This window comes from Chryseobacterium sp. D764 (assembly GCF_019317325.1).
Classification (GTDB): Bacteria; Bacteroidota; Bacteroidia; order Flavobacteriales; family Weeksellaceae; genus Chryseobacterium.
Genome location: NZ_CP079219.1, coordinates 2407079 through 2431515, shown reverse-complemented (window position 1 = coordinate 2431515; position 24437 = coordinate 2407079). Strand labels below are relative to the sequence as shown.

The 24437-nt window shown below is 36.7% G+C and carries 18 protein-coding genes; 7 read left to right on the top strand and 11 right to left on the bottom strand.

Translation table 11 applies throughout. The features are described from left to right. Positions 1-121 precede the first annotated feature (121 nt). The 3 genes from nadA to KYG33_RS10965 all read right to left on the bottom strand — a co-directional run bounded on the left by nadA (position 122) and on the right by KYG33_RS10965 (position 2745). The gene (nadA, locus tag KYG33_RS10975; RefSeq protein WP_077419045.1) at positions 122-1141 is read right to left on the bottom strand and encodes a quinolinate synthase NadA; all 1020 of its coding nucleotides are present in this window, start codon (positions 1139-1141) and stop codon (positions 122-124) included. A 105-nt stretch (positions 1142-1246) separates the two neighbouring features. After that, positions 1247-1810: a guanylate kinase gene (gmk, locus tag KYG33_RS10970; protein WP_077419046.1), complete on the bottom strand. Its 564-nt coding sequence runs from the start codon at positions 1808-1810 to the stop codon at positions 1247-1249. A gap of 77 nt (positions 1811-1887) precedes the next feature. After that, positions 1888-2745, bottom strand: coding sequence for a YicC family protein (locus tag KYG33_RS10965; protein ID WP_077419047.1), 858 nt, complete (start codon positions 2743-2745; stop codon positions 1888-1890). 293 nt (positions 2746-3038) lie between these two features. Here KYG33_RS10965 and miaA point away from each other — a divergent pair, with 293 nt between their 5' ends. Next, positions 3039-3959 carry a tRNA (adenosine(37)-N6)-dimethylallyltransferase MiaA gene (gene miaA, locus KYG33_RS10960; protein ID WP_077419048.1) on the top strand — a complete coding sequence of 307 codons (921 nt, stop codon included), beginning with the start codon at positions 3039-3041 and terminating at the stop codon, positions 3957-3959. Positions 3960-4177: 218 nt separating this feature from the next. On the opposite strand, the gene KYG33_RS10955 is transcribed toward miaA, so the two are convergent. The 4 genes from KYG33_RS10955 to KYG33_RS10940 form a co-directional block, all read right to left on the bottom strand. After that, a complete protein-coding gene (locus tag KYG33_RS10955) occupies positions 4178-5590 on the bottom strand; it encodes an efflux transporter outer membrane subunit (protein ID WP_180564530.1) in 1413 nt (470 codons plus the stop codon). A gap of 171 nt (positions 5591-5761) precedes the next feature. Continuing rightward, positions 5762-8944, bottom strand: coding sequence for an efflux RND transporter permease subunit (locus tag KYG33_RS10950; RefSeq protein ID WP_077419050.1), 3183 nt, complete (start codon positions 8942-8944; stop codon positions 5762-5764). Between the two features lie 40 nt (positions 8945-8984). Next, on the bottom strand, positions 8985-10145 hold the full coding sequence (locus KYG33_RS10945) for an efflux RND transporter periplasmic adaptor subunit (protein ID WP_077419051.1): 1161 nt from the start codon (positions 10143-10145) through the stop codon (positions 8985-8987). Positions 10146-10511: 366 nt separating this feature from the next. Further along, positions 10512-11108 carry a TetR/AcrR family transcriptional regulator gene (locus KYG33_RS10940; RefSeq protein ID WP_047386447.1) on the bottom strand — a complete coding sequence of 199 codons (597 nt, stop codon included), beginning with the start codon at positions 11106-11108 and terminating at the stop codon, positions 10512-10514. A 309-nt stretch (positions 11109-11417) separates the two neighbouring features. Here KYG33_RS10940 and KYG33_RS10935 point away from each other — a divergent pair, with 309 nt between their 5' ends. After that, positions 11418-11972: a thioredoxin family protein gene (locus KYG33_RS10935; protein ID WP_077419052.1), complete on the top strand. Its 555-nt coding sequence runs from the start codon at positions 11418-11420 to the stop codon at positions 11970-11972. A 222-nt stretch (positions 11973-12194) separates the two neighbouring features. Here the strand turns inward: KYG33_RS10935 and KYG33_RS10930 are convergent, their stop codons facing one another. Further along, positions 12195-13100, bottom strand: coding sequence for an AraC family transcriptional regulator (locus tag KYG33_RS10930; protein WP_077419054.1), 906 nt, complete (start codon positions 13098-13100; stop codon positions 12195-12197). A gap of 123 nt (positions 13101-13223) precedes the next feature. Between KYG33_RS10930 and KYG33_RS10925 the strand changes: the two genes are divergently transcribed. Genes KYG33_RS10925 through KYG33_RS10915 form a run of 3 tightly spaced genes read left to right on the top strand, consistent with a single transcriptional unit; the run spans position 13224 to position 18389 of the window. Continuing rightward, entirely contained in the window at positions 13224-14453 is a 1230-nt protein-coding gene (locus tag KYG33_RS10925) for an MFS transporter (protein ID WP_077419055.1), read from the top strand. A 2-nt stretch (positions 14454-14455) separates the two neighbouring features. Then, positions 14456-15937 (top strand): trehalase family glycosidase, encoded by a 1482-nt coding sequence (locus tag KYG33_RS10920; protein WP_219073212.1) that lies wholly within the window; start codon positions 14456-14458, stop codon positions 15935-15937. A gap of 22 nt (positions 15938-15959) precedes the next feature. Beyond that, a complete protein-coding gene (locus tag KYG33_RS10915; protein WP_077419362.1) occupies positions 15960-18389 on the top strand; it encodes a TonB-dependent receptor in 2430 nt (809 codons plus the stop codon). Positions 18390-18525: 136 nt separating this feature from the next. On the opposite strand, the gene KYG33_RS10910 is transcribed toward KYG33_RS10915, so the two are convergent. After that, positions 18526-19164, bottom strand: coding sequence for an MBL fold metallo-hydrolase (locus tag KYG33_RS10910; RefSeq protein WP_077419363.1), 639 nt, complete (start codon positions 19162-19164; stop codon positions 18526-18528). A gap of 70 nt (positions 19165-19234) precedes the next feature. On the opposite strand from KYG33_RS10910, the gene KYG33_RS10905 reads away from it, so the two are divergent. Further along, positions 19235-20455, top strand: coding sequence for a DUF5103 domain-containing protein (locus tag KYG33_RS10905; protein ID WP_180564525.1), 1221 nt, complete (start codon positions 19235-19237; stop codon positions 20453-20455). 367 nt (positions 20456-20822) lie between these two features. Further along, positions 20823-22781 (top strand): M4 family metallopeptidase, encoded by a 1959-nt coding sequence (locus KYG33_RS10900; protein WP_180564524.1) that lies wholly within the window; start codon positions 20823-20825, stop codon positions 22779-22781. A gap of 80 nt (positions 22782-22861) precedes the next feature. Here the strand turns inward: KYG33_RS10900 and hemH are convergent, their stop codons facing one another. Both hemH and KYG33_RS10890 read right to left on the bottom strand, forming a co-directional pair. Further along, positions 22862-23890, bottom strand: a complete 1029-nt coding sequence (gene hemH / locus KYG33_RS10895) for a ferrochelatase (RefSeq protein WP_077419059.1) — start codon at positions 23888-23890, stop codon at positions 22862-22864. A 15-nt stretch (positions 23891-23905) separates the two neighbouring features. After that, positions 23906-24433, bottom strand: coding sequence for an NADPH-dependent FMN reductase (locus tag KYG33_RS10890; RefSeq protein ID WP_180564523.1), 528 nt, complete (start codon positions 24431-24433; stop codon positions 23906-23908). Positions 24434-24437: the final 4 nt, after the last annotated feature.

Here is a 24437-nt window from a genome sequence, read left to right as displayed (position 1 = left end):
TTGTCTGAGAATTGCAGAATGTGCGTTGTTGTAAGTGCAGATTGTTTTGTTGCAATTACTGCGGACTAAAAATAAAAAGGGCTGTCTCAAAAGTAAATTCTTTCAGAGACAGCCTCTTTGTTTATTTTATGCTTTTTGAAAGATCAAGCATTGCTTCAATAGGTTTCAATGCTTTTAATCTTAATTCTTCGTCGATAAGAATTTCCGGAAGTTCATACTTCATACATAAGTACAATTTTTCCATTGTATTACGTTTCATATAGAAACATTCCGAGCAGTTACAGCTTTCATCAAAAACCAATGCTGGAATCAGTTCCTTGTGAGGAGCACGTTTTCTCATTTCGTGAAGAATACCTTCTTCTGTAGCAATGATGAATTTCTGACAGTCATCTTTTTCCACATAATTCAACAGGGCAGAAGTAGAACCGATAAAGTGAGCCAGTTTCAAAACAGCTTCTTCACTTTCAGGGTGTGCAATCAGCTTGGCATCTGGATTATCTGCCAGCTGCTGGGCAATTCTTTCCATTGAAAATGCTTCGTGTACTATACAGCTTCCATCCCAAAGGATCATATCACGACCTGTTTTCTTAGATAAATATCTTCCCAGATTTTTGTCTGGTGCGAAAATAATAGGTCTGTCTTTCGGAAGTGCTTCTATTACGGTTTCAGCATTTGAACTGGTTACGATGATATCACTTTCTGCTTTAGTTTCTGCGTTACAGTTGATGTAAGTTGCAATTAAAGCATTCGGGTGCTGTTCACGCATTTTTCTTAACCCTTCTCCAGAACAACCGTCTGCCAGAGAGCATCCGGCCATGGTATCAGGAAGAACTACTTTTTTAGTTGGGTTCAGAATTTTAGCCGCTTCCGCCATGAAATGTACACCGCAGAATACAATCATGTCTGCATTCGTGTCTTTTGCCTGTCTTGCCAGTTGTAAGGAATCTCCCAGGAAATCAGCGATATCCTGAATCTCTCCCGGCTGGTAGTAATGGGCAAGAATAACAGCATTTTTCTCCTCTTTAAGTTTAAGAATGGCTTTTACCAACTCTTCTCCCTGAGGAATAGCTATATCTTTTATATCCAGAAATCCTCTGACAGGAATTGCAGATTTAGCTTTTTCTAATGTTTCGGTACTCATATCAACCTCAATTTTTTAGTATCAGAAGTTAGAGGTTAGAAATTGGAAGTTAGATTTTGAGAGTATTTCGGTTGCTCCCATCTTCCTGCTTCCATCTTTCAGCCATTAATTACTGATAAAACTTTTTATTAAACTTTCTATTTCTTTTTTAGCTACATCAAGATCGGTATTAATCACGATCTTATCAAACTCGCTGGCGTAGGACATTTCTTCTTCTGCCTTTGCTACGCGGGTTTTTATGGTTTCTGCATCATCTGTATTTCTTGAAATCAATCTTCGTTCCAATTCTTCAATGGAAGGCGGTTCTATAAAAATAGACAGGGCTTTTTCACCGAAATATTTTTTTAATGAAATACCTCCTTTTACATCTACATCAAAAATAACTACTTTTCCCTGATTCCAGATTTTTTCTACTTCAGATTTTAAAGTACCGTAATATTTGTCAGTATATACTTCTTCATATTCTACAAAAGCACCTTCAGAAATTTTCTGTCTGAATTCATCAGGCGTCAGAAAATGATAATCCACCTGATGAACTTCGCTTCCTCTCGGCTGTCTTGTGGTACATGAGATTGAAAAATTCAGTTCCGGAAATGTTTCCAGAGAATGTTTTACCAATGTAGTTTTTCCGCTCCCTGATGGTGCTGAAAATATAATTACTTTATCCATTTTTTACAATTTCGGGTTACGGGTTTTGAGTTCCGGGGCATTCTTACAAGTAATAACCACAATCTCATACCTCGTACCTACAATACGTTTAACGTTTGTTCTTTAATTTTTTCCAGATCATCTTTCATCATCACTACCAGTTTCTGGATTTCTGCGTGATTAGCTTTAGAACCTAATGTATTGATCTCTCTTCCGATTTCCTGAGAAATAAAGCCCAGTTTTTTCCCGTTGAAAGATTCATTGTCCATTACTTCTTTATAATATTTCAAGTGCTGGGTAAGTCTTACCTTTTCTTCAGAGATATCAAGCTTTTCAGTAAAATAGGCCATTTCCTGGTAAAAACGTGTTTCATCAACATTTTCAAATTCTTTCAAAGATTTCTGATAACGTTCTTTCACGCTTACAATTCTTTCTTCTTCAAAAGGAATCACTTCTCCAAGATATTTGTCAATATTCTGAATATTCCTGTTTAATTCTTCATGGAGAATGCTGCCTTCAGTTCTTCTGAATTCTTCAAATCTGTCTACGGCATTATTGACAATTTTTGCCAATGATTCCCATTCACCTTCTGTAAGTTCATCAGGTCTTGATGAGATGGCATCAGGAAGTCTTACCGCCATTTTAAGGTATTCGAAATCGGGACCGTCAGAAGCTATGCCTTTAAGTTCTTTGATATAAGCGTCAATTAAATTTTTATTAATCTTTACATCATTTGACTCTTCAAGGTTCTCAATATTAACGTAGCAGTCTACTTTTCCACGGATAATTCTATCATTAAGAATTTTTCTGATTTCAAATTCTTTTTCTTTATAGCGTAAAGGAATTTTGATATTCAAATCAAAGCTCTTGCTGTTCAATGATTTAATATCTATTGTAATTTTTTTTCCTTCAAAAACATCTTCGGCTCTACCGAATCCGGTCATTGATAAAATCATAGTTTTTTATTGTTCTACAAAGATAAACATTTAAGTGTATAATGTAATAAGATGAAACTTTAACGTAAACAATCTGATTATTCATTCTAAATTTATTTTTGAACCATTAAGAAGATTTAAGCCGTTCCGTTTAATTAAAAAAAAATCTAATAGATTTTGATAAGCGTTATACTAAAAGCGAAGCTCATCTTAATATTCTTAACTTCTTCATAAAATCTTAATGGTTCAAAATAACAGCAGCTTTCTTTTGCAGAATAAAAATTCAAATGAATGCATTTTCGTAAATTAGCGCGGTGAAAAAGAAAAATTTGATTTCTGTAGTAGGACCCACCGGAATTGGTAAAACGAGATTGGCAATTGATTTGGCTCAACATTTCAGTACTGAGATTATTTCCTGTGATTCCCGCCAGTTTTTTAAGGAAATGAAAATAGGAACCGCTGCACCCTCAGAAGAAGAACTGGCTGGGGCACCTCATCATTTTATCGGAAATCTTTCAGTTGAAGAATATTATTCTATAGGGCAATACGAAGAAGATGTCCTTCAGAAACTCAATGAACTTTTTGCAACTCATGATACCGTTATTCTTGTCGGTGGAAGTATGATGTATGAAAAAGCAGTGATAGAAGGTTTGCATGATCTTCCTGAAGCCAATACTGAAAATCAGGAAAAGCTTCAGATGATTATGGAGCAGGAGGGGATAGAAAAACTTCAGGAAATTCTACAGAAACTCGATCCCGAATATTTCAATGTGGTGGATATTCACAACCACCGCAGGCTTCTACGGGCCATAGATGTGATCTGGCAAACGGAAACAAAATATTCTGAATTGATTGCAGTATCCCAGGATTCAAGGGATTTTAATGTCATCAGAATCGGAATAGAAGCTCCAAGAGAAGAACTGTATGACAGAATCAATCGTAGAGTAGACGTTATGATGGAGAACGGCTTGCTGGATGAGGTGAAAGGTCTTGAACAATTCAAAGAGCTGACTGCTTTAAATACAGTAGGCTATGCAGAATTATTCAAATATATTGATGGAGAATGGGATCTTGATTTTGCGGTTTCAGAAATTAAAAAGAACAGCCGTAGGTATGCCAAACGTCAGCTGACATGGTACAGAAAGGCGGATGATATTCATTATTTGCAGTTGGGGTATGCTCAAAATGATTTTGAAAATTTACTAAAATGGATTGCTGAGCAGTTTCAGAAATAAATACTTTTTAAATTATCAGACAGCCTTTCTTATACAAACTTAATAAGCTTTGAAAATATAGATTCCTACGGAATGACACAGTGTATGGATAAATTAAGCATCCAGTTTGTCATTCCGTAGGAATCTAAGTTTAAATTCATATTGTAATAAAAAGAAACAATACAAAAAAATGCGGTTCTAAAAAGAACCGCATCTTAAAACAAATATAATTTAATTTACTACTTCCAACCGCCGCCTAAAGCTCTGTATAAATCTACAATGCTGCTTAATCTCTGTCTTTTAATGGAAGCCAGATTCAACTCTGCCTGTAGGGAATTTCCCTGTGCTGTAATCACTTCCAGGTAATTGGCTGAACCTCCTTTGTAAAGAAGCTGTGCACTTTTTATTCCGTCTTTCAAAGTCGTTGCCTGTTCAGTAGCTTTTTGTTCCTGAGCTTTTAAGTTTTCATTGGATACCAAAGCATCTGAAACCTCACCTACAGCATTTAATACTGATTGACGGAATGCCAGAACATTTTTCTCTCTTTGAATTTTAGCTACTTCCAGATCTGTTTTCAACTGTCTTTTCTGAAAAATAGGCTGGGTAAGTCCTCCTAAAACTGATCCGAATAAAGAAGCCGGAATTTGGAACCAGTTATCAAACTTGAATGAATTTACCCCTCCGTTAGCTGTAATTTTCAATGCCGGATACATATTGGCCTGAGCAATTCCTACGGTAGCATTCGATTCCAGTAAAACAAGTTCCTGCTGGCGTACATCAGGTCTACGGCTTACCATAGCTGCCGGAAGTCCTGCAGTAATATTCTGAGGTAAAGAAGTATCAGACATTTCAATTGTTCTGTTTACTTTATTAGGCAGTTCTCCCACCAAAATACTCAATGCATTTTCCTGAATAGCAATATTCTGTTCCAGTTGAGTAATCAGAAGTTCTGTTGCCTGTTTCTGTGCTGCGGCCTGCTGTACGCCTAAAGAGGTATTATCACCACTTTCCCACATTTTTTGTGTGATCATTAGGGTATTGCTGCTTAGCTCCAGATTCGATTTTGCAATAGCTAGTTGTCTGTCAAGCATCAACAGGTTATAATATCCCTGAGCAATAGCTGCTACTACCTGAGTCTGAACTGCTTTTGATCCTTCATAAGTCTGAAGATACTGCATTCTTGAAACTTCCTGCTGGTTTTTAATTTTCCCCCAGATGTCAGCTTCCCATGAAAGGTTGAAGGCTGCATTGTAATCTTCAACATGGTTTTGTCCTAAAAATGAATTTAAGCTTTTTCCGTTCATGCTGTTTTCTGAAGGTTTTGAAATTTGTGCAGAAACAGCGAATCCTACATCGGGATATTGCAGATATTTTGCCTGTTTCAGTTTTTCCTGTGAAGAGGCAACCTGTTTTAATGCAATCTGAAGGTCATAATTATTTTTGATTCCTTTTTCAATCAATCCCTGTAAAATAGGATCGCTGAAGAACTGTTTCCACTCCAGATTGGCTATGCTGGCAGTATCTGCAGTTGCGGTGTACTGAAATTTTTCCGGAAGTGGAAGCTCCGGCTCCGTGTATGCCAGTTTTGACACACACGAAACAGAGCCTATGGCCACCGCAAATGTTAGAATAATATTTTTTACTCTTTTCATAGTTTTTTAACTTTTAATTGAATACAAAACTTAGAGAGGTTTTCTGTTATGCAAAAATTGTCTTTAGTAGGAGAAAATATTAGCTTTCCAAACCATCAAGAACAAATAAGAGACTCGTTAATCTTTTGTAATCTTAAAGTTTTCTCTAAGTTTTTGTAATTCATTTTTTTATTAGTGAGTAGCAGTTAAAAGTTCTTCCTCCATTTGTTTTTTCAGAAGTCTTTTCTGTTTTCTGCTTGGCATTTTTTCATGCAGGTACTGGAAGATCACATACATTACCGGAATAATAAAAATTCCGAATACTACTCCTGTAAGCATTCCTCCTACGGTACTGTACCCGATAGAGTGATTTCCTTTTGAAGAGGCACCTTGTGTCCATACCAGCGGAAGCATCCCCACGATGAAGGCAAAAGAGGTCATTAAGATTGGTCTTAAACGTAATCTTGATGCCTGAAGTGCAGACTCAATCAAAGTTTTTCCTGCTTTTCTTCTCTGTACAGCAAATTCTACAATCAGGATGGCATTCTTAGCCAATAGCCCGACAAGCATGATCAATCCTACCTGAACGTAGATGTTGTTATCAATTCCTGCCAGTCCTGTGAAGGCAAATACTCCGAAAATCCCTGTAGGAATCGTAAGAATAATAGCAAATGGAAGAATATAACTTTCATACTGAGCTGCGAGTAAGAAATAGACAAACAAAATACTTAAGAAGAAAATAAATGCAGTCTGCCCGCTTGTTTTGATCTCCTCACGGGTAATCCCTGTCCATTCGTATCCATAACCTCTTGGTAATGATTGCTGTGCAACTTCTTCTACCGCTTTGATGGCATCTCCGGTACTGTAGCCAGGTTTTGGAGTTCCGTTAATTGTTACTGCGTTGAAAAGGTTATTTCTTGTTACCGTTTCAGGACCGAAAGATCTTTTTAACGTTACCAGTGTTTTTGCAGGTACCATTTCTCCCGATTTATTTTTTACATAAATCCCCTCCAGAGAGTTGACGTCAGTACGATAAGGAATATCTGCCTGTGCCATTACTCTGTAATACTTTCCGAATCTGTTGAAATCTGATACAAAGCTACTTCCGAAATAGATCTGCATCGTCTGCATCAGCTCTGTTACAGAAACACCCAGCTGATTGGCTTTATCAGTATCTACATCAATGGTATACTGAGGGTTTCCTGCAGCATATGTCGTAAAGGCAAATGCAATTTCAGGTCTTTTCATCAATTCACCAATGAACTGCTGGGTGGTTGTTCCAAGCTGTTCAAAGGAACCATTTGTTTTATCCTGAAGCATGAATTCAAATCCGGAAACGTTACCGAATCCCTGAACAGTAGGGAAGTTGAAGAAGAATGCATTGGCATCTTTCACCTGGCTTACCTTTCCTGTTAAAGTTCCTGCGATCTGATCAGGATCTTTCATTTCACCACGTTTGTCATAATCTTTAAGCTTAATGAAACCTGCAGAATATGGAGAAGCATTGGCATTACTGATGAAGTTCATCCCATCGGCTACCCAAAGGTGGTTGGTTGCTTTCTCACCATTGATAATTTTATCAATTTGTGCTGTCGCTCTGTGCGTTCTTTCCAGTGAACTTCCCGGAGGAGTATTTACTGCATACAATACGAATCCCTGGTCTTCCGTAGGAATAAATCCTGACGGTGCTTTTTTAATCAGGAATATACTTGCTGCTGTAATGACTACAAGTCCTCCTATCGCAACCCATTTATTTTTAATTAAAAACTTAAGGCTATAGATATATTTTCTGGTCATGTTGTTGAAGCTTGCATTGAATGCATTGAAAAATCTTGCTCCAAAACCTGTTTTATGACCGTGTTCTCCATGTTCTCCCTGAGGGTCATTTAAGAACATTGCACACAACGCCGGACTTAATGTCAATGCGTTTACTGCTGAAATTAAAATCGCAATTGCTAAGGTAAACGCAAACTGTCTGTAGAAAACTCCTGCAGGTCCCTGCATGAAACCAACCGGAATAAATACCGCACACATTACGAGTGTAATGGAGATAATAGCTCCTGAGATTTCACTCATCGAGTTCATTGTAGCATGTTCTACAGGCATTCCCGTTTGTTCCATTTTAGAATGGACGGCTTCCACCACTACAATGGCATCATCCACTACAATACCAATGGCCAGAACCAATGCAAACAGCGTAAGCATGTTGATGCTGAAACCAAAGAGCTGAAGGAAGAAGAATGTTCCGATGATCGCAACTGGTACTGCAATAGCCGGAATTAATGTAGACCTGAAATCCTGAAGGAAAATATATACTACAATAAATACCAGAATGAAGGCAATGACTAAAGTTTCCACAACCTGATGGATAGATGCATCCAGGAAGTCTTTGGAATTATACATGATAATTGGCTTTACTCCTTTTGGAAGGGTAGTTTCCATTACTTTCACCTGACTTTCAATTTCAGTAAGGATTTCATTCGCATTGGAACCTGCAGTCTGTAAAATTGCAAATCCGGCAACCGGTTTCCCGTCTACTCTGTTTGTTGCCGTATAAGTATAAGAACCGAATTCTACTCTTGCTACGTCTTTTAATCTTAAGAATGAACCGTCACTATTGGCTTTAATAGCAATATTTTCATAGTCTTCATTCTTATTCAGTTTTCCTTTGTATTTAAGGATATACTCATAAGTTTCCTTACTTCCCTGTCCCAAACGGCCCGGAGCGGCTTCAAGATTGTGATCTTTGATAGCTCCAAGAACTTCCTGAGGAGAAAGGTTGTTGGCAGCCAGTCTGTCCGGTTTCAGCCAGATTCTCATCGAGTAATCTCTTGTACCGAATACCTGAGCCTGTGCTACCCCTGGAATACGCTGTATCTGAGGAATAACATTAATCTTCAGGTAGTTTTGAAGGAATAGTTCGTCATATTGTTTTTCATTTTCACTGGTCAAACCCATGAACATGATCATACTGTTCTGTACTTTCTGGGTAGAAATCCCGGCCTGTACTACCTCCTGAGGTAATTGGCTCATCGCTTTCGATACACGGTTTTGTACGTTTACAGCTGCATTATCAGCGTCAGCACCCTGCTTGAAGAAGACACTCAGTGTCATTGTACCGTCGTTACTGGAATTTGAGGTCATATACGTCATGTTCTCAACTCCGTTCACGGCTTCCTCAATTGGGGTAGCAACCGAACGTGCTACAACCTCCGCGTTGGCTCCCGGATAGAATGCAGTTACCTGTACACTTGGTGGGGCGATGTCCGGAAAGAGGGCAATCGGTAAATTAAAGAGAGACAAGGCTCCCAATAATAAGAGTATTATGGAGATGACCGTTGAAAGGACCGGTCTTTCTATAAATTGTTTTAACATAAGAAGTTTATTTTTTAAAGTCTTCTGTATTCGGAATGGACTATAATGGTTTTGCTTTTAGTAAGCTGTCAGAAGAAATATTTTTCGGTCTGATAGATGCCCCGTCTTTCAAGCTTCCAATTCCTGTGAATACGATTTTTTCTCCAGGTGCAAGCCCTTCAGAAATAAAATAATAGCTATCTGTTTTTCCAGATATTTTGATAGGTCTTCCGGTTACTTTCTTGTCTTTACCCATTACATACACATATGTTTTATCCTGAATTTCGAAAGTAGATTCCTGTGGAATCACTACAGCATTCGAGATCAGTTGCGGCATGCGTACTCTTCCCGTGTTTCCGGTTCTTAAAGCTCCGTTGGCATTAGGGAAAACGGCACGTACACTGATGGCTCCGGTAGTTTTATCAAACTGCCCGTCTACGATACTCAGTTTTCCTTTTTCAGGATATGTACTGTTATCAGCGATCACCAATTCTACCATTGGCATATTTTTCAGTTTTTCTTCCAAAGTAGCGCCAGGATATTTATTCTGAAAAGCAATAAAGTCCAGTTCACTCAAAGAGAAATAAGCATAAATTTCACTGATGTCAGATAATAATGTCAATGGACTTGCATCTGTTCTGGAGATCAGACTTCCTTTTTTGAAAGGGATTCTTCCGATATAACCACTTACAGGAGCTGTAATGGTTGTAAATCCTACATTGATTCTTGCGCTCCCTACAGAAGCTTTAGCCTGTGAGGCAGCAGCAACAGCGGCTTCATAATTGGCTTTTGCTGTTTTTAGCTGTACATCAGAAACTACTTTAGCGGCAACCAATGGCTGAAGTCTGTCTACTTCTACTCTTGCCTTTTGGATGTTAGCATTAGCAACCTGTAGATTAGCTTGTGCCATATTCATTTGCTCACCATAGCTTCTGGAGTCTATTTTAAATAATGGCTGTCCGGCTCTTACGTAAGATCCTTCCTCTACATAGATTCTATCAAGATAGCCATCTACCTGAGATCTGATTTCAACATTATTTTTCCCTTCTAAGGCAGTAGGGAATTCCTGATATGTAGTAGCGGGTGATGTGAGAACGGTATAAACCGGAAGTTCTGGAGCTGGCGGCGCGGCATTGGATCCTTCTGCAGCCTTGGTACAGCTCTGTAAAAGAATTATACTTGCAATAAGTACAATAAACCTTGTTTTTCCAGGTATTTTCATTGTGGTTTAATTTTTTTAATGAAGTGTTAGATTTAAGTAAAGTTCTTTTTAATAAATGCTGTTTTTTTTCCTAACAGTGTTAATGATTAGTTCAAAAAAAATTACAGAATTATTAATGTCCGATGAAGTCGATTGTTTCCATAATTGAAAATTGTTTTTAATGTATTTAAGTGTATAATGATGGTGTAAGGTGTGTTAATTTTACTAACAGTGTTAATTAATAAGCAAAAAAATGACTAATTTTAGCAGCTGAATACTATGAATTGCTTCATAAATGGTTTCATTTTTAATCAGGAATTACAGAATCATCTAAATTAATTAGGCGTTAAGTTTCCTAACGATGTTAATTTTAAATTCAAAAAAAATTTACAAAGACTTAATAAAAGCCGAAACAGTTTCGTCCAATGTCGTCTTGTTCATTGTGGAAGGGATATCAGCAGTACGCATCATCATAATAGAGATCATTCCGTGAACGGCAGAAAACAGAGCATGAGACATATGACATGCATTGTCAGGATTGGATCCGTTTTTCTTAATAATCTCATAGGTACATTCATAGATCAGTTCCTGGAATGATGAGAATTCTTTTTTCATCTGCCCTTTTCCACAGCATTGCATTCCAAGACCAAACATAAGCTGGTAATATTCCTTGTTTTTAAAAGCAAAGTTCCAGTATGCATCCACAATAGCAACCATTTGCTCTTCCGGAGTATCATGCTTCTGCTGAGCTTTTAATAATTCTATGTGTAACTTATGAAAGCCATCTAAAGAAATCTCAAATAGAATAGCTTCTTTATTTTCAAAATAATCATAGACTACAGGAGCACTATACTCAATAGCATCAGCTATCTTACGCATAGACAGTGAACCCCAGCCTTCAGTTTTAGCCAAAGTAAAAGCAGCCTGCAAAATATTTGCACGGATGGATTCTTTTTCTCGTTGACGGCGTTCATGTAGACCCATGATATTTATTTACTAACAGCGTTAGCAAAACTACAAACTTTTTAATATAACTTCCAAAGGATATTATACATTTAACTTCAAAAGAGGACGTATTGAAGATTTCATTCAATGGCTGGAAGCTGGAAGAATGGGAGCTGGAAGTTGATTTGTGGTAAAAAAAAATATTAATAGAATTTGACTATAACTATTTTTGAGACCTTAAAATCTTCCCTCCTCCAGCTTCAATCTTCTTTACTAAAGTTAAAATAGAAATGTCTTCTTCATAATTAATAAAAGAAATATCTATCTTTGCCGGTAAAGAAAAAGGATATGAATACTCCATCAAATATGCTGGCATTAGGAACAAAGGCTCCGTTTTTTGAACTTCCTAACCCGTCAAAAACGAACGAACTTCAGTCTTTGGAAGAACTGAAAGGAGAAAATGGTACTTTGGTGATCTTTATGTGCAACCACTGTCCATTTGTTCTTCATGTGATTGATAAGATCAATGAATTATACGAAGATTATAACGAGCGAGGAATAGAATTCATCGCTATCAATGCTAATAATATTGAGAAATATCCGGCAGATTCTCCTGAGAAAATGATCGAATTTCAGATTGAAAGAAATTTTGATTTCCCTTATTTATTTGATGAAAGCCAGGCGGTAGCAAAAGCTTACGATGCGGCTTGTACCCCGGATTTTTATTTCTTTGATGATAAACTGGATCTTGTGTACAGAGGTCAGATGGATGATTCAAGACCGGGAAATAATAAAGATGTTACAGGTGAGGATCTGATTATTGCTTTTGAAAATCTTTTGGCTGGAGAAGCGCAGGAAGAAATTCAAAGACCAAGTATGGGATGCAATATTAAATGGAAATAAGTAATGATCAGTTGCTGGTTATTCAGTTACTGGTTCTTATTCATACTAATATAAAGCTGCTCTTTTTGAGTGGCTTTTTTTGTTTCTTGTTTATTTATAGATCTGGTCTTTCCTTCGTGGATTTGGCAGATGTTTAATTCATAGCATATTTCTTCATCCACTTTGTCACTCCGTAGAAGTCTCAGAAAAGTTTGTTGACAGAGGAATTTCAACATGTCATTATCAAAAACTTACCTTAGCTTTAGTCTCTTTTTCAACTTTCAAATCTACATTGATGTTGTTGTGAGAATAATTCTTAATAAATTCTGAAGGCGTTTTCCCGGTATATTTTTTAAACATCCTATTGAAATAGGTCACATTATTGAAGCCGCAATGATAGCTGCATTCTGAAATCGACTTATCCTGTGCCATCAGCAGGCAAGCTTTATTGATTCTGTATCTATTGACAAATTCTGTAAAAGTGATCTGGGTTGCTTTCTTAAAGAAATTACAGAAAGCTGGCAATGTCAGGTTGGCGAGTCTGGCGACTTCTTCAATTTCAATTTCCCTGTCATAATGATGTTCTACATACGTGAAGATATTTTCAAGACGGGTTTTATTTTTGGAAATAATGGTGTAGGGCATGATTTCTTTGTTCAAAAGATCATAATCTTCACATTTTGAAAGCTCGAAAAGAATCTCAAGCAATAGCAAATACCTTTTGTAACCTTCCGATTCCAGCATAAGCTTCAATTTTGGAAGCATTACTTTTTTTACTTTATGATGAAAATGAATCCCGTATTTTGAAAGTTCCAACAGATTTTTGATAGATCTGGCTTCTACTTCCTGTTGGGGAAACTGCAGAATTTCTTCTTTGAATTGAAGTACAATTTCTTCATGAGGATCAATAGAATTCAGTCCAAATCCGGAGTGCGGAATATTGGACCCGATTAATACCAGATCTCCATTGGTGTAATTACTTTTATGATAACCCACATGGCGGGTTCCGTTCCCGGAAATGACACATACCAGTTCAATTTCGGGATGATAATGATACTCCCATTTGAATTCTGAAATAGGGGAGTTGTTATGAATCGTGCGGAACGAGCTCTTTTCATTAGGGATTACCCTTTCAAAAGTAACTTTCATTTAATTAATCATATTTAATTACTAAAAATACTAATTATATTAATATAGTTCAAATATTGATTTACTGTGTTAAATTATCGTTAACACAAATGCTTCTATCTTAGCCGACAAGAAATAACCTGAATGAAAAATATTAACATCAAGGCCGTTTTATTTTTAAATTATTTTGTCTTTGCCATTCTTCTGAATTCTGTAGGAACAGTCATTCTACAGGTACAGCAGAATTTTGGGATTTCAAAATCTTCGGCCAGTGTTTTGGAAGGGTTCAAAGATCTTCCCATTGCAATATGTTCATTCATTCTTGCTTCATTTCTTCCCAAAATAGGAATCAAAAAATCCATGTTGATTGCTTTATTTCTGGTAAGCTGTATGTGTTTTATAATGCCGTTTACCAATACCTTTTGGGTTTTCAAACTATTATTTGCAACAGTAGGAGTTTCCTTTGCTTTAATTAAAATCTCGGTTTTTACCTCTATTGGATTGGTAACGGAAACAGATAAAGAACATTCCAGTTTTATGGGATTTCTGGAAGGATTTTTCATGATTGGAGTTCTGGCAGGAAATGTATTATTCAGTTTATATATTGATGATCATAACCCGGAATCTACAAGATGGCTGGATGTCTATTGGATTCTGGGCGGGCTTTCCACTTTATCTTTTTTATTCCTGTTCTTTTCAAAACTGAATGAGCAGGAAGCCAAAAGTGAGAAAACAGACTTATTGGGAGATTTAAGAAATAGCGTCAGCCTGTTCAGTTATAAAAAAGTATTGTTCTTTTTATTATGTGCTTTCCTTTTTGTACTGGTAGAGCAGAGTTTTCAAACATGGACACCTACTTTTTATAAAGAAATTTTAAAAGTGCCTACCTCAATGAGTATTCAGGCGGGAGCCGTTTTGGCGGGAGCTTTTGCGTTGGGAAGATTTTTGTCGGGATTCTTTTCTAAGAAGTTCAACTGGATCTATGTAGTTTCTTTTTGTGTGATAGGCTTTGCTATCAGTTTATTGTTGGTTTTACCCCTTACCCATAATATTCATATAGATACAAATACCAGTTGGATGAATGCACCTTTGGTCGTTTATTTATTTCCTTTGATGGGAGGTTTGCTGGCACCGATTTATCCAAGCATTAATTCTGTAATTCTGGCATCTATTCCGAAATATTTGCACAGCGCAATGTCAGGTTTAATTGTTGTTTTCTCAGCAATTGGAGGAACGATAGGTTCTATTATTACCGGTTTTGTATTTCAGGAATTCAGCGGTCAGCAGGCATTTTATCTTTCCCTGATTCCGCTTTCATTACTGATCACTTCGGCAATTTTCATGAATAAATTAAAAATTAATCCTAAAAAATAACAATGAGTAATCAGCTTTACATAAACGAAATTCAAACTCTTTTTGATGATGTACAGAGATCTGAAATTTTTGAAGATCAGAAAATGATGACGGATGCAGTTCCATTATTTCCCATTGCAAAAATCAATGAGAAGTATGAAAAAGCAAAAGATATCCCTGGTTTTGATCTTAAAGATTTTGTGATGACCCATTTTGATTTTTTAGGGGCCAGAGTTTCTGTTCAGAGAGAAGAGCACCTTCCTATCAAAGAGCATATTGAAAAATTATGGGATGAATTGACCCGTACAGCTTCTGAAGAAAAAGGAACCCTTTTAAAATTACCAAAACCTTATATCGTTCCGGGAGGTCGTTTTAATGAATTTTTCTATTGGGACAGCTATTTTATTATGCTGGGATTAAAAGCTTCCGGCAGAATAGAAATGATGGAAAATATTATTGAAAACTGTTCTTACCTGATTCAGAATGTAGGATTTGTTCCAAATGCCAGCAGAACTCATTTCCTGAGCAGATCGCAGCCTCCTTATTTTTCATTAATGCTGGACCTGCTTTTTGAAACGACGAATGACGAAGGAATTTATACACAATATCACGACACTCTGGAAAAAGAATATGCTTTCTGGATGAATGGCGAAGAATGGCTGGAAAATAATTCCAGTGTAAAAAGAGTGGTTAAAACAATAGACGGAGATATTCTGAACCGTTACTACGATGCAGAAAATGCACCACGCCCTGAAAGTTACCTGATCGACATTGAAGATCATGAAAAAACTTCAGGAGATGAATTTTACAGAAATATAAGAAGTGCCTGTGAATCAGGCTGGGATTTTTCCAGCAGATGGTTTGCAGACGGAGAAAATATACAGACGATAGAAACACTGAATCTTGCCCAAATAGACCTGAATTGCCTTTTGTGGCATCTGGAAACGACTTTGGCAAAATCTTCAGCGCTTCAGAATCTGAGTGAAAAAGAAAATTATTTTTCAGAAAGAGCAGCAAGCCGAAGACAGATGATCAATAAATATTTCTGGGATAGAAATACTAACAATTATAAAGATTATCACACAAAAAAAAACACAAAAACACCGTCTGAACATATTGCTGCTCTTTACCCTTTATTCCTTGGAATTGCAGATCAGGAACAAGCGGAGGCTGTTGCTAAAGCTGTTGCCGAAAAATTTCTTTATAAAGGCGGGTTGGTTACCACCACTAAAAACTCAGGCCAGCAGTGGGATCTTCCCAATGCATGGGCCCCTTATCAGTGGCTGGGCTTTAAAGCAATGAAAAATTATGGCTTTGATGAACTGGCTGAGAAGATAAAAAACAATTGGTGTTCCAATGTAGAAAGAGTCTACAAGAATACCGGAAAACTAATGGAAAAATACAATGCATTAGACACAGAAACAATAGCAGGCGGCGGGGAATACCCTAATCAGGATGGGTTCGGTTGGACCAATGGAGTGTATTTACAATTACAACAAAACTGAAACTAACAATAAAAATAAGGCTATGAAAAAAAAATCAATCTTTTTAATCGCCGCAACAGCTACGTTATATTTTAATAATGCTTATGCCCAGGAAACTCCGCAGGATTCTGCAAAAATTTCCTCTATCGATCAGATTGTCATCACAGGAAATTCAAATCCAAAGAAAAAAATAGAATCCAGTACAGCGATTTCCACATTTAGTTCCAAAGAAATTCAAAAGCAGAATCCAATCAGTGCAGCTGCTTTATTACAAAGAGTTCCCGGGTTTGCGGTAGAAACTTCAGGAGGTGAAGTAGGAAACAACCTTTTTGCAAGAGGGATTCCTTCTGCTGGAGCTTATGAGTTTGTGCAGGTACAGGAAGATGGTCTTCCGGTTTTTGAAGACGGTGCCCTTCAGTTTGCCAATGCAGACAACTTTTTTCGTGTAGATAATTCGGTAAACCGTATGGAAGCTTTGAGAGGAGGTTCCGGATCTATTTTTGCAACCAATTCTCCCGGTGGTTTAATCAACTTTATTACCAGAGAAGGAACCAATGATTTCAGAGGTACAGCAAAACTGGAAACAAGTACATATGGATTAATGCGTACTGATGTGAATGTGGGTGGAGCTTTGGTTCAGGATAAACTATTTTTTAATGTAGGAGGTTTTTACAGAACTGATGACGGAATCAGAAAAACAGGTTTCAAAGCCAATAATGGCGGACAAATCAGAATGAATCTGAAATATGTATTTGATAAAGGCTATGTAAAAGTATATTATAAAAAACTGGATGACAGAAATACATTTTTCCTTCCTATTCCTTTGGTTCAAAATGGCAATAAGCTGAAAGGATTCCAGAATTTTGATCCTAATTACGGAACATACAGTTACAGAGCAATCAGCCAGCTGAATATACCACAGGCAGGAGGTGGATTTTTCAACAGAAATCTTGAAGACGGGATTCATCCGAAAGTAGATGCACTGGGAGCAGAGTTTAAATATGATCTTGGAAATAATTTCAGTGTTTTAAACAAGACCAGATACACCAATATCAACATGAATTATACAGGGATTTTCCCTGCAGGAGGTCCACAGACGATGGGGGAATTTGCTAAGAGCAACGGAATTGCCGGCAGCAATTATCAATATTCATTGGTGAGCAACGGAGCTGTGGTTAATCCTGAATATGTACAGAAACTGGGATTCTGGGCAATTGACAAACAAATGAATAACTTCGTTAATGATCTGCAGTTCAATTATAAATTTGACCAGGGAAATGTTACGGCAGGTTTTTATAAATCCAACTGGAAATCCCACCAATACTGGAACTGGAGTAATATCCTGACTACAGCCACAGACAGACCAGAATTATTGAATCTCGTAGATACTTCCCTTAGTCCATCAGATACCGGATATTCTAAAACTTATAACGGAGTTACCAATATGACGTTTTTACAGAGAGATACTCAAACTCAGGGAAGTTTAAACGATCTTTATGTAAACCTTGATTATAATATTACTGATGCTTTAAGTGTGAATGGAGGTCTTCGCTACAGCCATGATTATTACAAAGGGAATTTTGCCAATACAACCTCTTCCAATTTAAATAATTCAGGGTTAACAACTGATGGAACTCATGGTTTCAACACGACTACAGCCGATGATAATATGAGTGTACTTGGAAATAAATATACCTACTGGAATTATAATGTAGATAAGGTATCTTTCACATTAGCTACAAATTATAAGATCAATAGAGAGAATGCAGTGTATGCCCGTTTTTCCAATGGTTTCAGATCACCGAATGAAGAAGCATATTACAATTATTTCTCCAATCCGAACCCTGATAAACCTTTAAAATCAGTAACAACCAATCAGCTGGAAGTAGGATATAAATATTACTCGCGTACGTTTGATATAGCAGTAATTCCGTTCTATTCTACTTTGAAGAACCTGTCATTTACAGATGTTTTCTCTGATGGTAAATCCGAAAATACCTTCGCCAATACACAAAACTATGGAGTTGAATTAGAAGGTTTCGCCCGTTTATTCAATAATATTTTAGAAGTAACATTCAACGGGACAATCCAGAGTCCTAAATATAAAAACCTTGAGGCTGGAAGTGTTCTCGAAGGAAATGTGGTCAGAAGAATGCCTAAATTTTTCTTCAATATTTCTCCGGCAGTCAATATTACAAAAGCATGGAGAACCTATGTAAGTATGAATTACTATGGAAAGCGTTTCCAGGATGAGAAGAATGTACAGACTTTACCTTCTTTCACCGAATTTGGAGCAGGAATGTCTTATCAATTGGGGAGAATACGCTTTGCTGTGGATGGAACGAATATCTTTAATACAATCGGAATCACAGAAGGTGATCCAAGAGCAGGTTCTCCAAACGGAGATGGAATCATTATGGCCAGACCTATTATGGGAGCTGCCGCCAGAGCTTCAATCACGCTGGATTTCTAAATTCTATTTCTTTATAACAACAAAACCGTCGAACATACTGACGGTTTTGTATTTTTATGTTCTCCCAAAAGCAAATTTCACCAATTTAATGCTAAGTGTTACTCTCTGTTTAATCTGCGGGAGTTTTTATTTTTACTTATTTCAAGAACGGATTATACTGTTTCTCAAAACCAATCGAAGTAGGATTTCCATGTCCTGAGAAAACCTGAGTATCATTATCTAAAATGAAAAGTTTCGATTTAATACCATCAATCAGCTGTTCATAATTACCTTTATATAAATCTGTTCTTCCGATACTACCTTCAAAAAGGACATCTCCTGAAACCATGAATTTCTGATTTTCATGGTGATACACTACACTGCCCGGAGAATGCCCAGGAACATGGTAAATTTTAAACTTTTCACCATCCAGATCCAGTTCATCCCCTTCTTTTATATATTCCACATCTACTTTTACAGGATCTACCTGCATTCCGAATCTCATTCCGCTTGCCTGAAGCATATCCAGAACCTCCTGATCTTCCTGGTGCATCGTTACAGGTACTTTGAACGTATCAAAAGCCCATTGAAGCCCCAATACATGATCAATATGTGCGTGGGTAAGAAGAATTCTCTGAATCTTCAGTCCGTTTTCTGAAATGAAACTGTCAATAGCCTGAGTTTCCTGCCCTTTCATATTTCCCGGATCAATTAACCAAGCGTTTTTATTCTCGTTATAAATGATGTAAGTATTTTCGCTTGCAAAGTTGAATACGAAACCTTGAATCTGAAGCATATCTGAATATTTTTTATTCAAAAATACGATATTATTAAGAAAATGGCTATTTTTCGTTATCTTCGTCATAATGAAAACTTTGCGAATACTCTTACTTACTTTGAGCGGACTGGTTTTTGGACAAAATATCCAAAGTGTTCAGTTGTTCAACCCTCAGACCAATGATGAAACTCCGGTAATTAGAATTGGCGAACAGCTGGTTCTGGGCTTTGACGATCTTACAAACGGCAGCCAGATCTACAGATATACATTCAAGCATTATGACAGAAACTGGAATGATGATAATCTTTTTTTTACAGAATTTGCTGCGGGAAGTATGAATGCGCTTTTGGATCAGTTTCAGTATTCATTCAATACCTTACAGGCTTATACTCACTATAAACTTGTTTTTCCCAATGATAAAATCCAGCTGAAGATCTCAGGGAATTATGAACTGATTGTTTACAAAGATTCTGCAGATCAGCCTCTTTTCAAAAAAAGATTTTATCTGGTTGAAGATGCAACATCTGTGGGTTTAAATATTTCAAGATTTGCAGATGCAAAAAATCCTAACCTTAACCAGAGGGTAGAGGTGAATGTTTCTCCGAAAGGAGGAGATATTTCTTCCAATGTCAATTCAATCACAATGAATGTGATGCAGAATAACAACCCGAATATGGTGATTGCTAATCTGAAGCCAAGCAGTGTTTTAGGAAACCAGGTGCTTTTCCAGCAGATGAATCTTACGTTTCCGGGAGACAATGAGTTTTATTATTTCGATAATAAAAATATGAATATGGCAGCAGATATGGTGCGTACAACCGAAATAAAAGAAGATGTCAACCAGACCTATCTTCATCCGGTATGGGCGTTTCCTTTAAATTATCAATATCAGCCGGATGTCAACGGAGCATGGTATTACAGAAGAAATGATTTGGGTAGAGAAAGAGATGCAGAAAGAGAAGCTGACTATTCATGGGTGCATTTTTACCTTGAATCGGATCCGGTAGATAAAGAGATTTATGTTTTGGGTGGATTTAATAATTATAAACCAAGCAAAGAAAATCAGATGCAGTATGATGCAGCTACCAAACAGTATGTGGCTAAAATATTCCTTAAACAAGGTTTCTATAATTACGTTTTGGTGACCAAAGAAGGAAATGGAACATTGAATTTCGGTGAAGTAAACGGTAATTTCTGGCAGACGGAAAACCTTTACCAGGCATTTCTTTATTATGCACCTTTCGGAAGAAATTATGATGGTTTGATGGGATATGGTGAATTCAGGACACCAATTGCCAATAAACGATAAATCATGACCTGATATAATTTTACATAAAAATATACCCTATAATTTTGGACTGTCTTTTAAGATAGTCCTTATTTTTTGCCATTTTAAAAATATCAGACCTTAAAATATCAGATTAGAATTATTTTTTTTTGATTATAATGCACTATTTGGTGAAAAAAAATAATTCACAAAATTTTGATTTTAATTAAATATTTTAATTCAAAAATTATATTGCAAAAAAATTATATTTAAATATTTTTCTTTTTTTTAAAATCATTATTGTGTTTTATTTATTGATCTATAATATCTATTGAATTTTATTTATAATTTATGATGTTTTATTGAGAAAAGTTTATAAATTCGTCAACACAATCAACCAAATATTATTATGAATACGAAATTTATCTTAGTGGCAAGTGTTGCTGCCTGCTCTTTTGTTTTTGGACAAAACACACCATCAAAATTAAATCCGGGTAAAAGTGGATTACACGCAGACTTTATGCGATTCGAAAAAAATGCACCTGCTTTTCAGGGAAGTCCTGTTTTATTTGACGAAGCTACAGAGAGACTTTCTCAGGGGCAAGGGCTCAAGTTAGGACTGGAAAGAGATGCTTTAGGTTTTGAAACTCACAGATTTCAACAGACTGTAAATGGTATTCCGGTAGAATACGGAATGATGGCTGTACAGACAAAAGGAGGAAAAATTGTAGGACAGTCAGGAAAATGGGTTCTTAATATTCCAAAAGGAGCTGAAAAGAAAGCCAATATTTCTGAGACTATCGCTCTTCAGAGTGCTTTATCATTCGTAGGGGCAGAATCCTATAAATGGCAGAATAAAGAAGAGGAAGATTTTATCAAAAGAGACTCCAATGATGCCAATGCAAGTTTTGCTCCTAAAGGTGAATTAGTGTATTATTCAGATCCTACGGATGAAAAAATGAATGATTTAACGCTGGCTTATAAATTCGATATTTACTCAGACAAACCATTAAGCAGACAATATGTTTTTGTAGATGCTAAAAACGGGAAAGTACTAGGAGTAGATGCAATTATTCATGAAGTAAATACTCCGGGAACGGCTACAACCGTTTACAGTGGAAGTCAAAACATAGTAACTGATTCTTATAACGGAAGTTACAGACTGAGAGAAACGGGAAGAAATGCAGGAACATCTGTAGAGACCTATAATCTTAAGAAAACGACCAATTTTGCATCTGCTGTTGATTTTACAGATACAGATAATGCCTGGAATAATGTAAATACCAATAAAGATCAATATGCTACAGATGCTCATTGGGGTGCTGAAAAAACCTTAGATTATTATTATACAAAATACGGAAGAAAAAGTATTGATAATAATAATTTTACCATAAAATCATATGTTCATTATGGAAACAATATCTTCAATGCTTATTGGGATGGCTCGAGAATGCTTTATGGTGACGGAAGTTCTACAACAAATGGTGGTAAACCTTTAACAGCTATAGATGTCTGCGGACACGAAATTACCCATGGGCTTACTTCCAAAACGGCTAACCTTGTGTATCAGAGAGAGCCGGGAGCATTGAACGAAGGGTTTTCTGATATTTTCGGAAATTCAATAGAACGTTGGGCAAGACCAACCAAAGCAAGCTGGACTTTGGGAGAAGATTTCAATTATGTCATCAGAGATATGGCAAACCCTAATGCCTACCGCCAACCGGATACTTATAAAGGTACATACTGGAAAGATGCAACTACCACAGGATGTGCAGTGCCAGGCCAAAATACTAATGACTATTGTGGAGTTCATACCAATTCAGGAGTCCTTAATTTCTGGTATTATTTATTGGTAACAGGAGGTTCTGGTACGAATGATAACGGTTTCGCTTATAATGTTTCCGGAATTGGACTGGATAAAGCAGGAGCTATTGCTTACAGAACATTAACTACTTACCTGACTTCATCATCCAACTATGCAAATACAAGAACCTATTCTCTTCAGGCGGCAGCAGACCTATATGGAGCTGGCAGTAATGAAGTGACACAGGTTACCAATGCATGGAATGCAGTAGGTGTAGGAGGAGGAACTTCTTCTGCGGGACTTGTTGCAGCAGCTTCAAATGTTTCAGCTTATACAATCAGCCCGAATCCTGCAACTGACAGATTCACTGTGAACTTTGAAGGTAAAGCCGGAAAAGGAATTGTAGAAGTGGTAAGTCTTACAGGTAAGAAAGAAATTTCTGAAAAAGTTGAAATTACAGAAGGTGCAAATAAACTGAATGTTCAGCTTCCTTCCAATATGCTTCCTGGAGTATATATTGTAACGGTAAACGGACAGAAAGCAGGAAACCTGATTAAAAAATAGACCAAATCAAATTTTAATATATTCAACGAAAAGGCTGCAAGTTAATTCTTGCAGCCTTTTTTATATTTTGAGTAAAGTGATTATACCAGATAGAAATCATTCAGCTTTTCTTCGCAAAGTGTTTTTACGACATCAATCCATCGGTCTTCATCATTCAGACAGGGAATATAATGGAAATTCTCTCCACCTCCGTGCATAAACTGTTCTTTTCCTTCTACAGAAATTTCCTCCAAAGTCTCAAGACAGTCAGAGACAAATGCAGGACAAACTATGGCCAGATTTTTTATTCCCTTTTTACCAATGGTTTCCAGTGTTTCATCAGTATAAGGCTCGATCCACTTGTCTTTTCCTAATCGTGACTGGAAAGAAACAATAGTTTTTTCTTTTGGTAAATCCAGTTTTTCAATAACACGCTGTGTCGTTTTATAACATTGGTGACGATAGCAGAACTGATGGCTTGGATTGTCATCTCTGGAACAGCAGTCATTAAGATTACAGGTTTTTGTAGGATCTGTCTTATAAATATGTCTTTCCGGAACTCCATGATAAGAAAACTGAAGGGCATCAAAATTTTCTGGAAGTTTCTCTCTAATGCTTTCTGCCAGACAGTTGATATAAATATCTCTGTTGTAAAAAGGTTGAATATAATTGATCTTTACCTTTGGAAACTTCTTTTTTCTTACTTCTTCAGCCTTTTCAATTACCGTTTCCGTAGTACTCATGGCATATTGAGGATATAAAGGGAAAAGAACGATTTCAGTGATTCCCTGGTCTACCAGTTTCTGAATACCCGTTTCAATACTTGGTTGTGCATATCTCATTCCTATTTCCACAGGAACGTCTACCACTTTCTGAAGTTTTTTCTGAATTTGTTCAGTAATGACAATCAGTGGAGAACCTTTATCTGTCCACACCGTTTTATAGGCTTCAGCAGATTTGGCAGGTCTTGTTTTCAGGATAATTCCCTGTACAAGCAGAGCACGAAAGATCCAACGGTAATCAATCACTCTTTCATCCATCAAAAATTCGTCAAGATATTCCTTTACGTCGCTTACAGAGGTTGATCTCGGTGATCCAAGATTGACCAGTAAAATTCCTTTATTATTCAATATTCTAATTTTTAATTATGAAACAGACGTTGTAAAATCTGCTACTAATTTTGATACTTTAGCAAAGGTATTACTTTCCAGTAAGCCATTGCTGTCAAATTTGCCTTTTATCCCCTTTATTAATGCCTGATGTTTATCATCTGTTACCGCTCCAAGAGTCTTTAAAATCATTAATAACTCTTCGTGGCCTTTTTCTCCACTGGCTGATGCGGTAATTACTGACACTGGCTTTTCAGAAAAGATTGTTGTGGAAACACACCATTCCAACAAATTTTTTAATCTGCCGGGAATACTGAAAATATATTCCGGAGTGGAAAATATAACACCTGCTGAGTTTTTAATATCCTTTCTGATCTTCTGAACTTCATCAGGAATATTGTCATCCGTTATTGCAGTATCAAAATGAGGAAGAACAGAAAGATTATCATACATCTGAAAATCTGTATTTCCTATCTTTTCCAGGACCTGTTCCATAAGTTTCTGGTTGCTGGAATTCTCCGACGCACTTCCAATGATAACCACAATTTTCTTTTCGGGAGGCATTTTC

Coding starts and splice junctions, on each gene's coding strand:
- nadA (WP_077419045.1), bottom strand. CDS start 1,141: ATGAGTACCGAAACATTAGAAAAAGCTAAATCTGCAATTCCTGTCAGA.
- KYG33_RS10955 (WP_180564530.1), bottom strand. CDS start 5,590: ATGAAAAGAGTAAAAAATATTATTCTAACATTTGCGGTGGCCATAGGC.
- KYG33_RS10900 (WP_180564524.1), top strand. CDS start 20,823: ATGAATACGAAATTTATCTTAGTGGCAAGTGTTGCTGCCTGCTCTTTT.
- gmk (WP_077419046.1), bottom strand. CDS start 1,810: ATGGATAAAGTAATTATATTTTCAGCACCATCAGGGAGCGGAAAAACT.
- KYG33_RS10945 (WP_077419051.1), bottom strand. CDS start 10,145: ATGAAAATACCTGGAAAAACAAGGTTTATTGTACTTATTGCAAGTATA.
- KYG33_RS10930 (WP_077419054.1), bottom strand. CDS start 13,100: ATGAAAGTTACTTTTGAAAGGGTAATCCCTAATGAAAAGAGCTCGTTC.
- KYG33_RS10925 (WP_077419055.1), top strand. CDS start 13,224: ATGAAAAATATTAACATCAAGGCCGTTTTATTTTTAAATTATTTTGTC.
- KYG33_RS10910 (WP_077419363.1), bottom strand. CDS start 19,164: ATGCTTCAGATTCAAGGTTTCGTATTCAACTTTGCAAGCGAAAATACT.
- KYG33_RS10905 (WP_180564525.1), top strand. CDS start 19,235: ATGAAAACTTTGCGAATACTCTTACTTACTTTGAGCGGACTGGTTTTT.
- KYG33_RS10920 (WP_219073212.1), top strand. CDS start 14,456: ATGAGTAATCAGCTTTACATAAACGAAATTCAAACTCTTTTTGATGAT.
- KYG33_RS10935 (WP_077419052.1), top strand. CDS start 11,418: ATGAATACTCCATCAAATATGCTGGCATTAGGAACAAAGGCTCCGTTT.
- KYG33_RS10950 (WP_077419050.1), bottom strand. CDS start 8,944: ATGTTAAAACAATTTATAGAAAGACCGGTCCTTTCAACGGTCATCTCC.
- KYG33_RS10890 (WP_180564523.1), bottom strand. CDS start 24,433: ATGCCTCCCGAAAAGAAAATTGTGGTTATCATTGGAAGTGCGTCGGAG.
- KYG33_RS10965 (WP_077419047.1), bottom strand. CDS start 2,745: ATGATTTTATCAATGACCGGATTCGGTAGAGCCGAAGATGTTTTTGAA.
- KYG33_RS10940 (WP_047386447.1), bottom strand. CDS start 11,108: ATGGGTCTACATGAACGCCGTCAACGAGAAAAAGAATCCATCCGTGCA.
- KYG33_RS10915 (WP_077419362.1), top strand. CDS start 15,960: ATGAAAAAAAAATCAATCTTTTTAATCGCCGCAACAGCTACGTTATAT.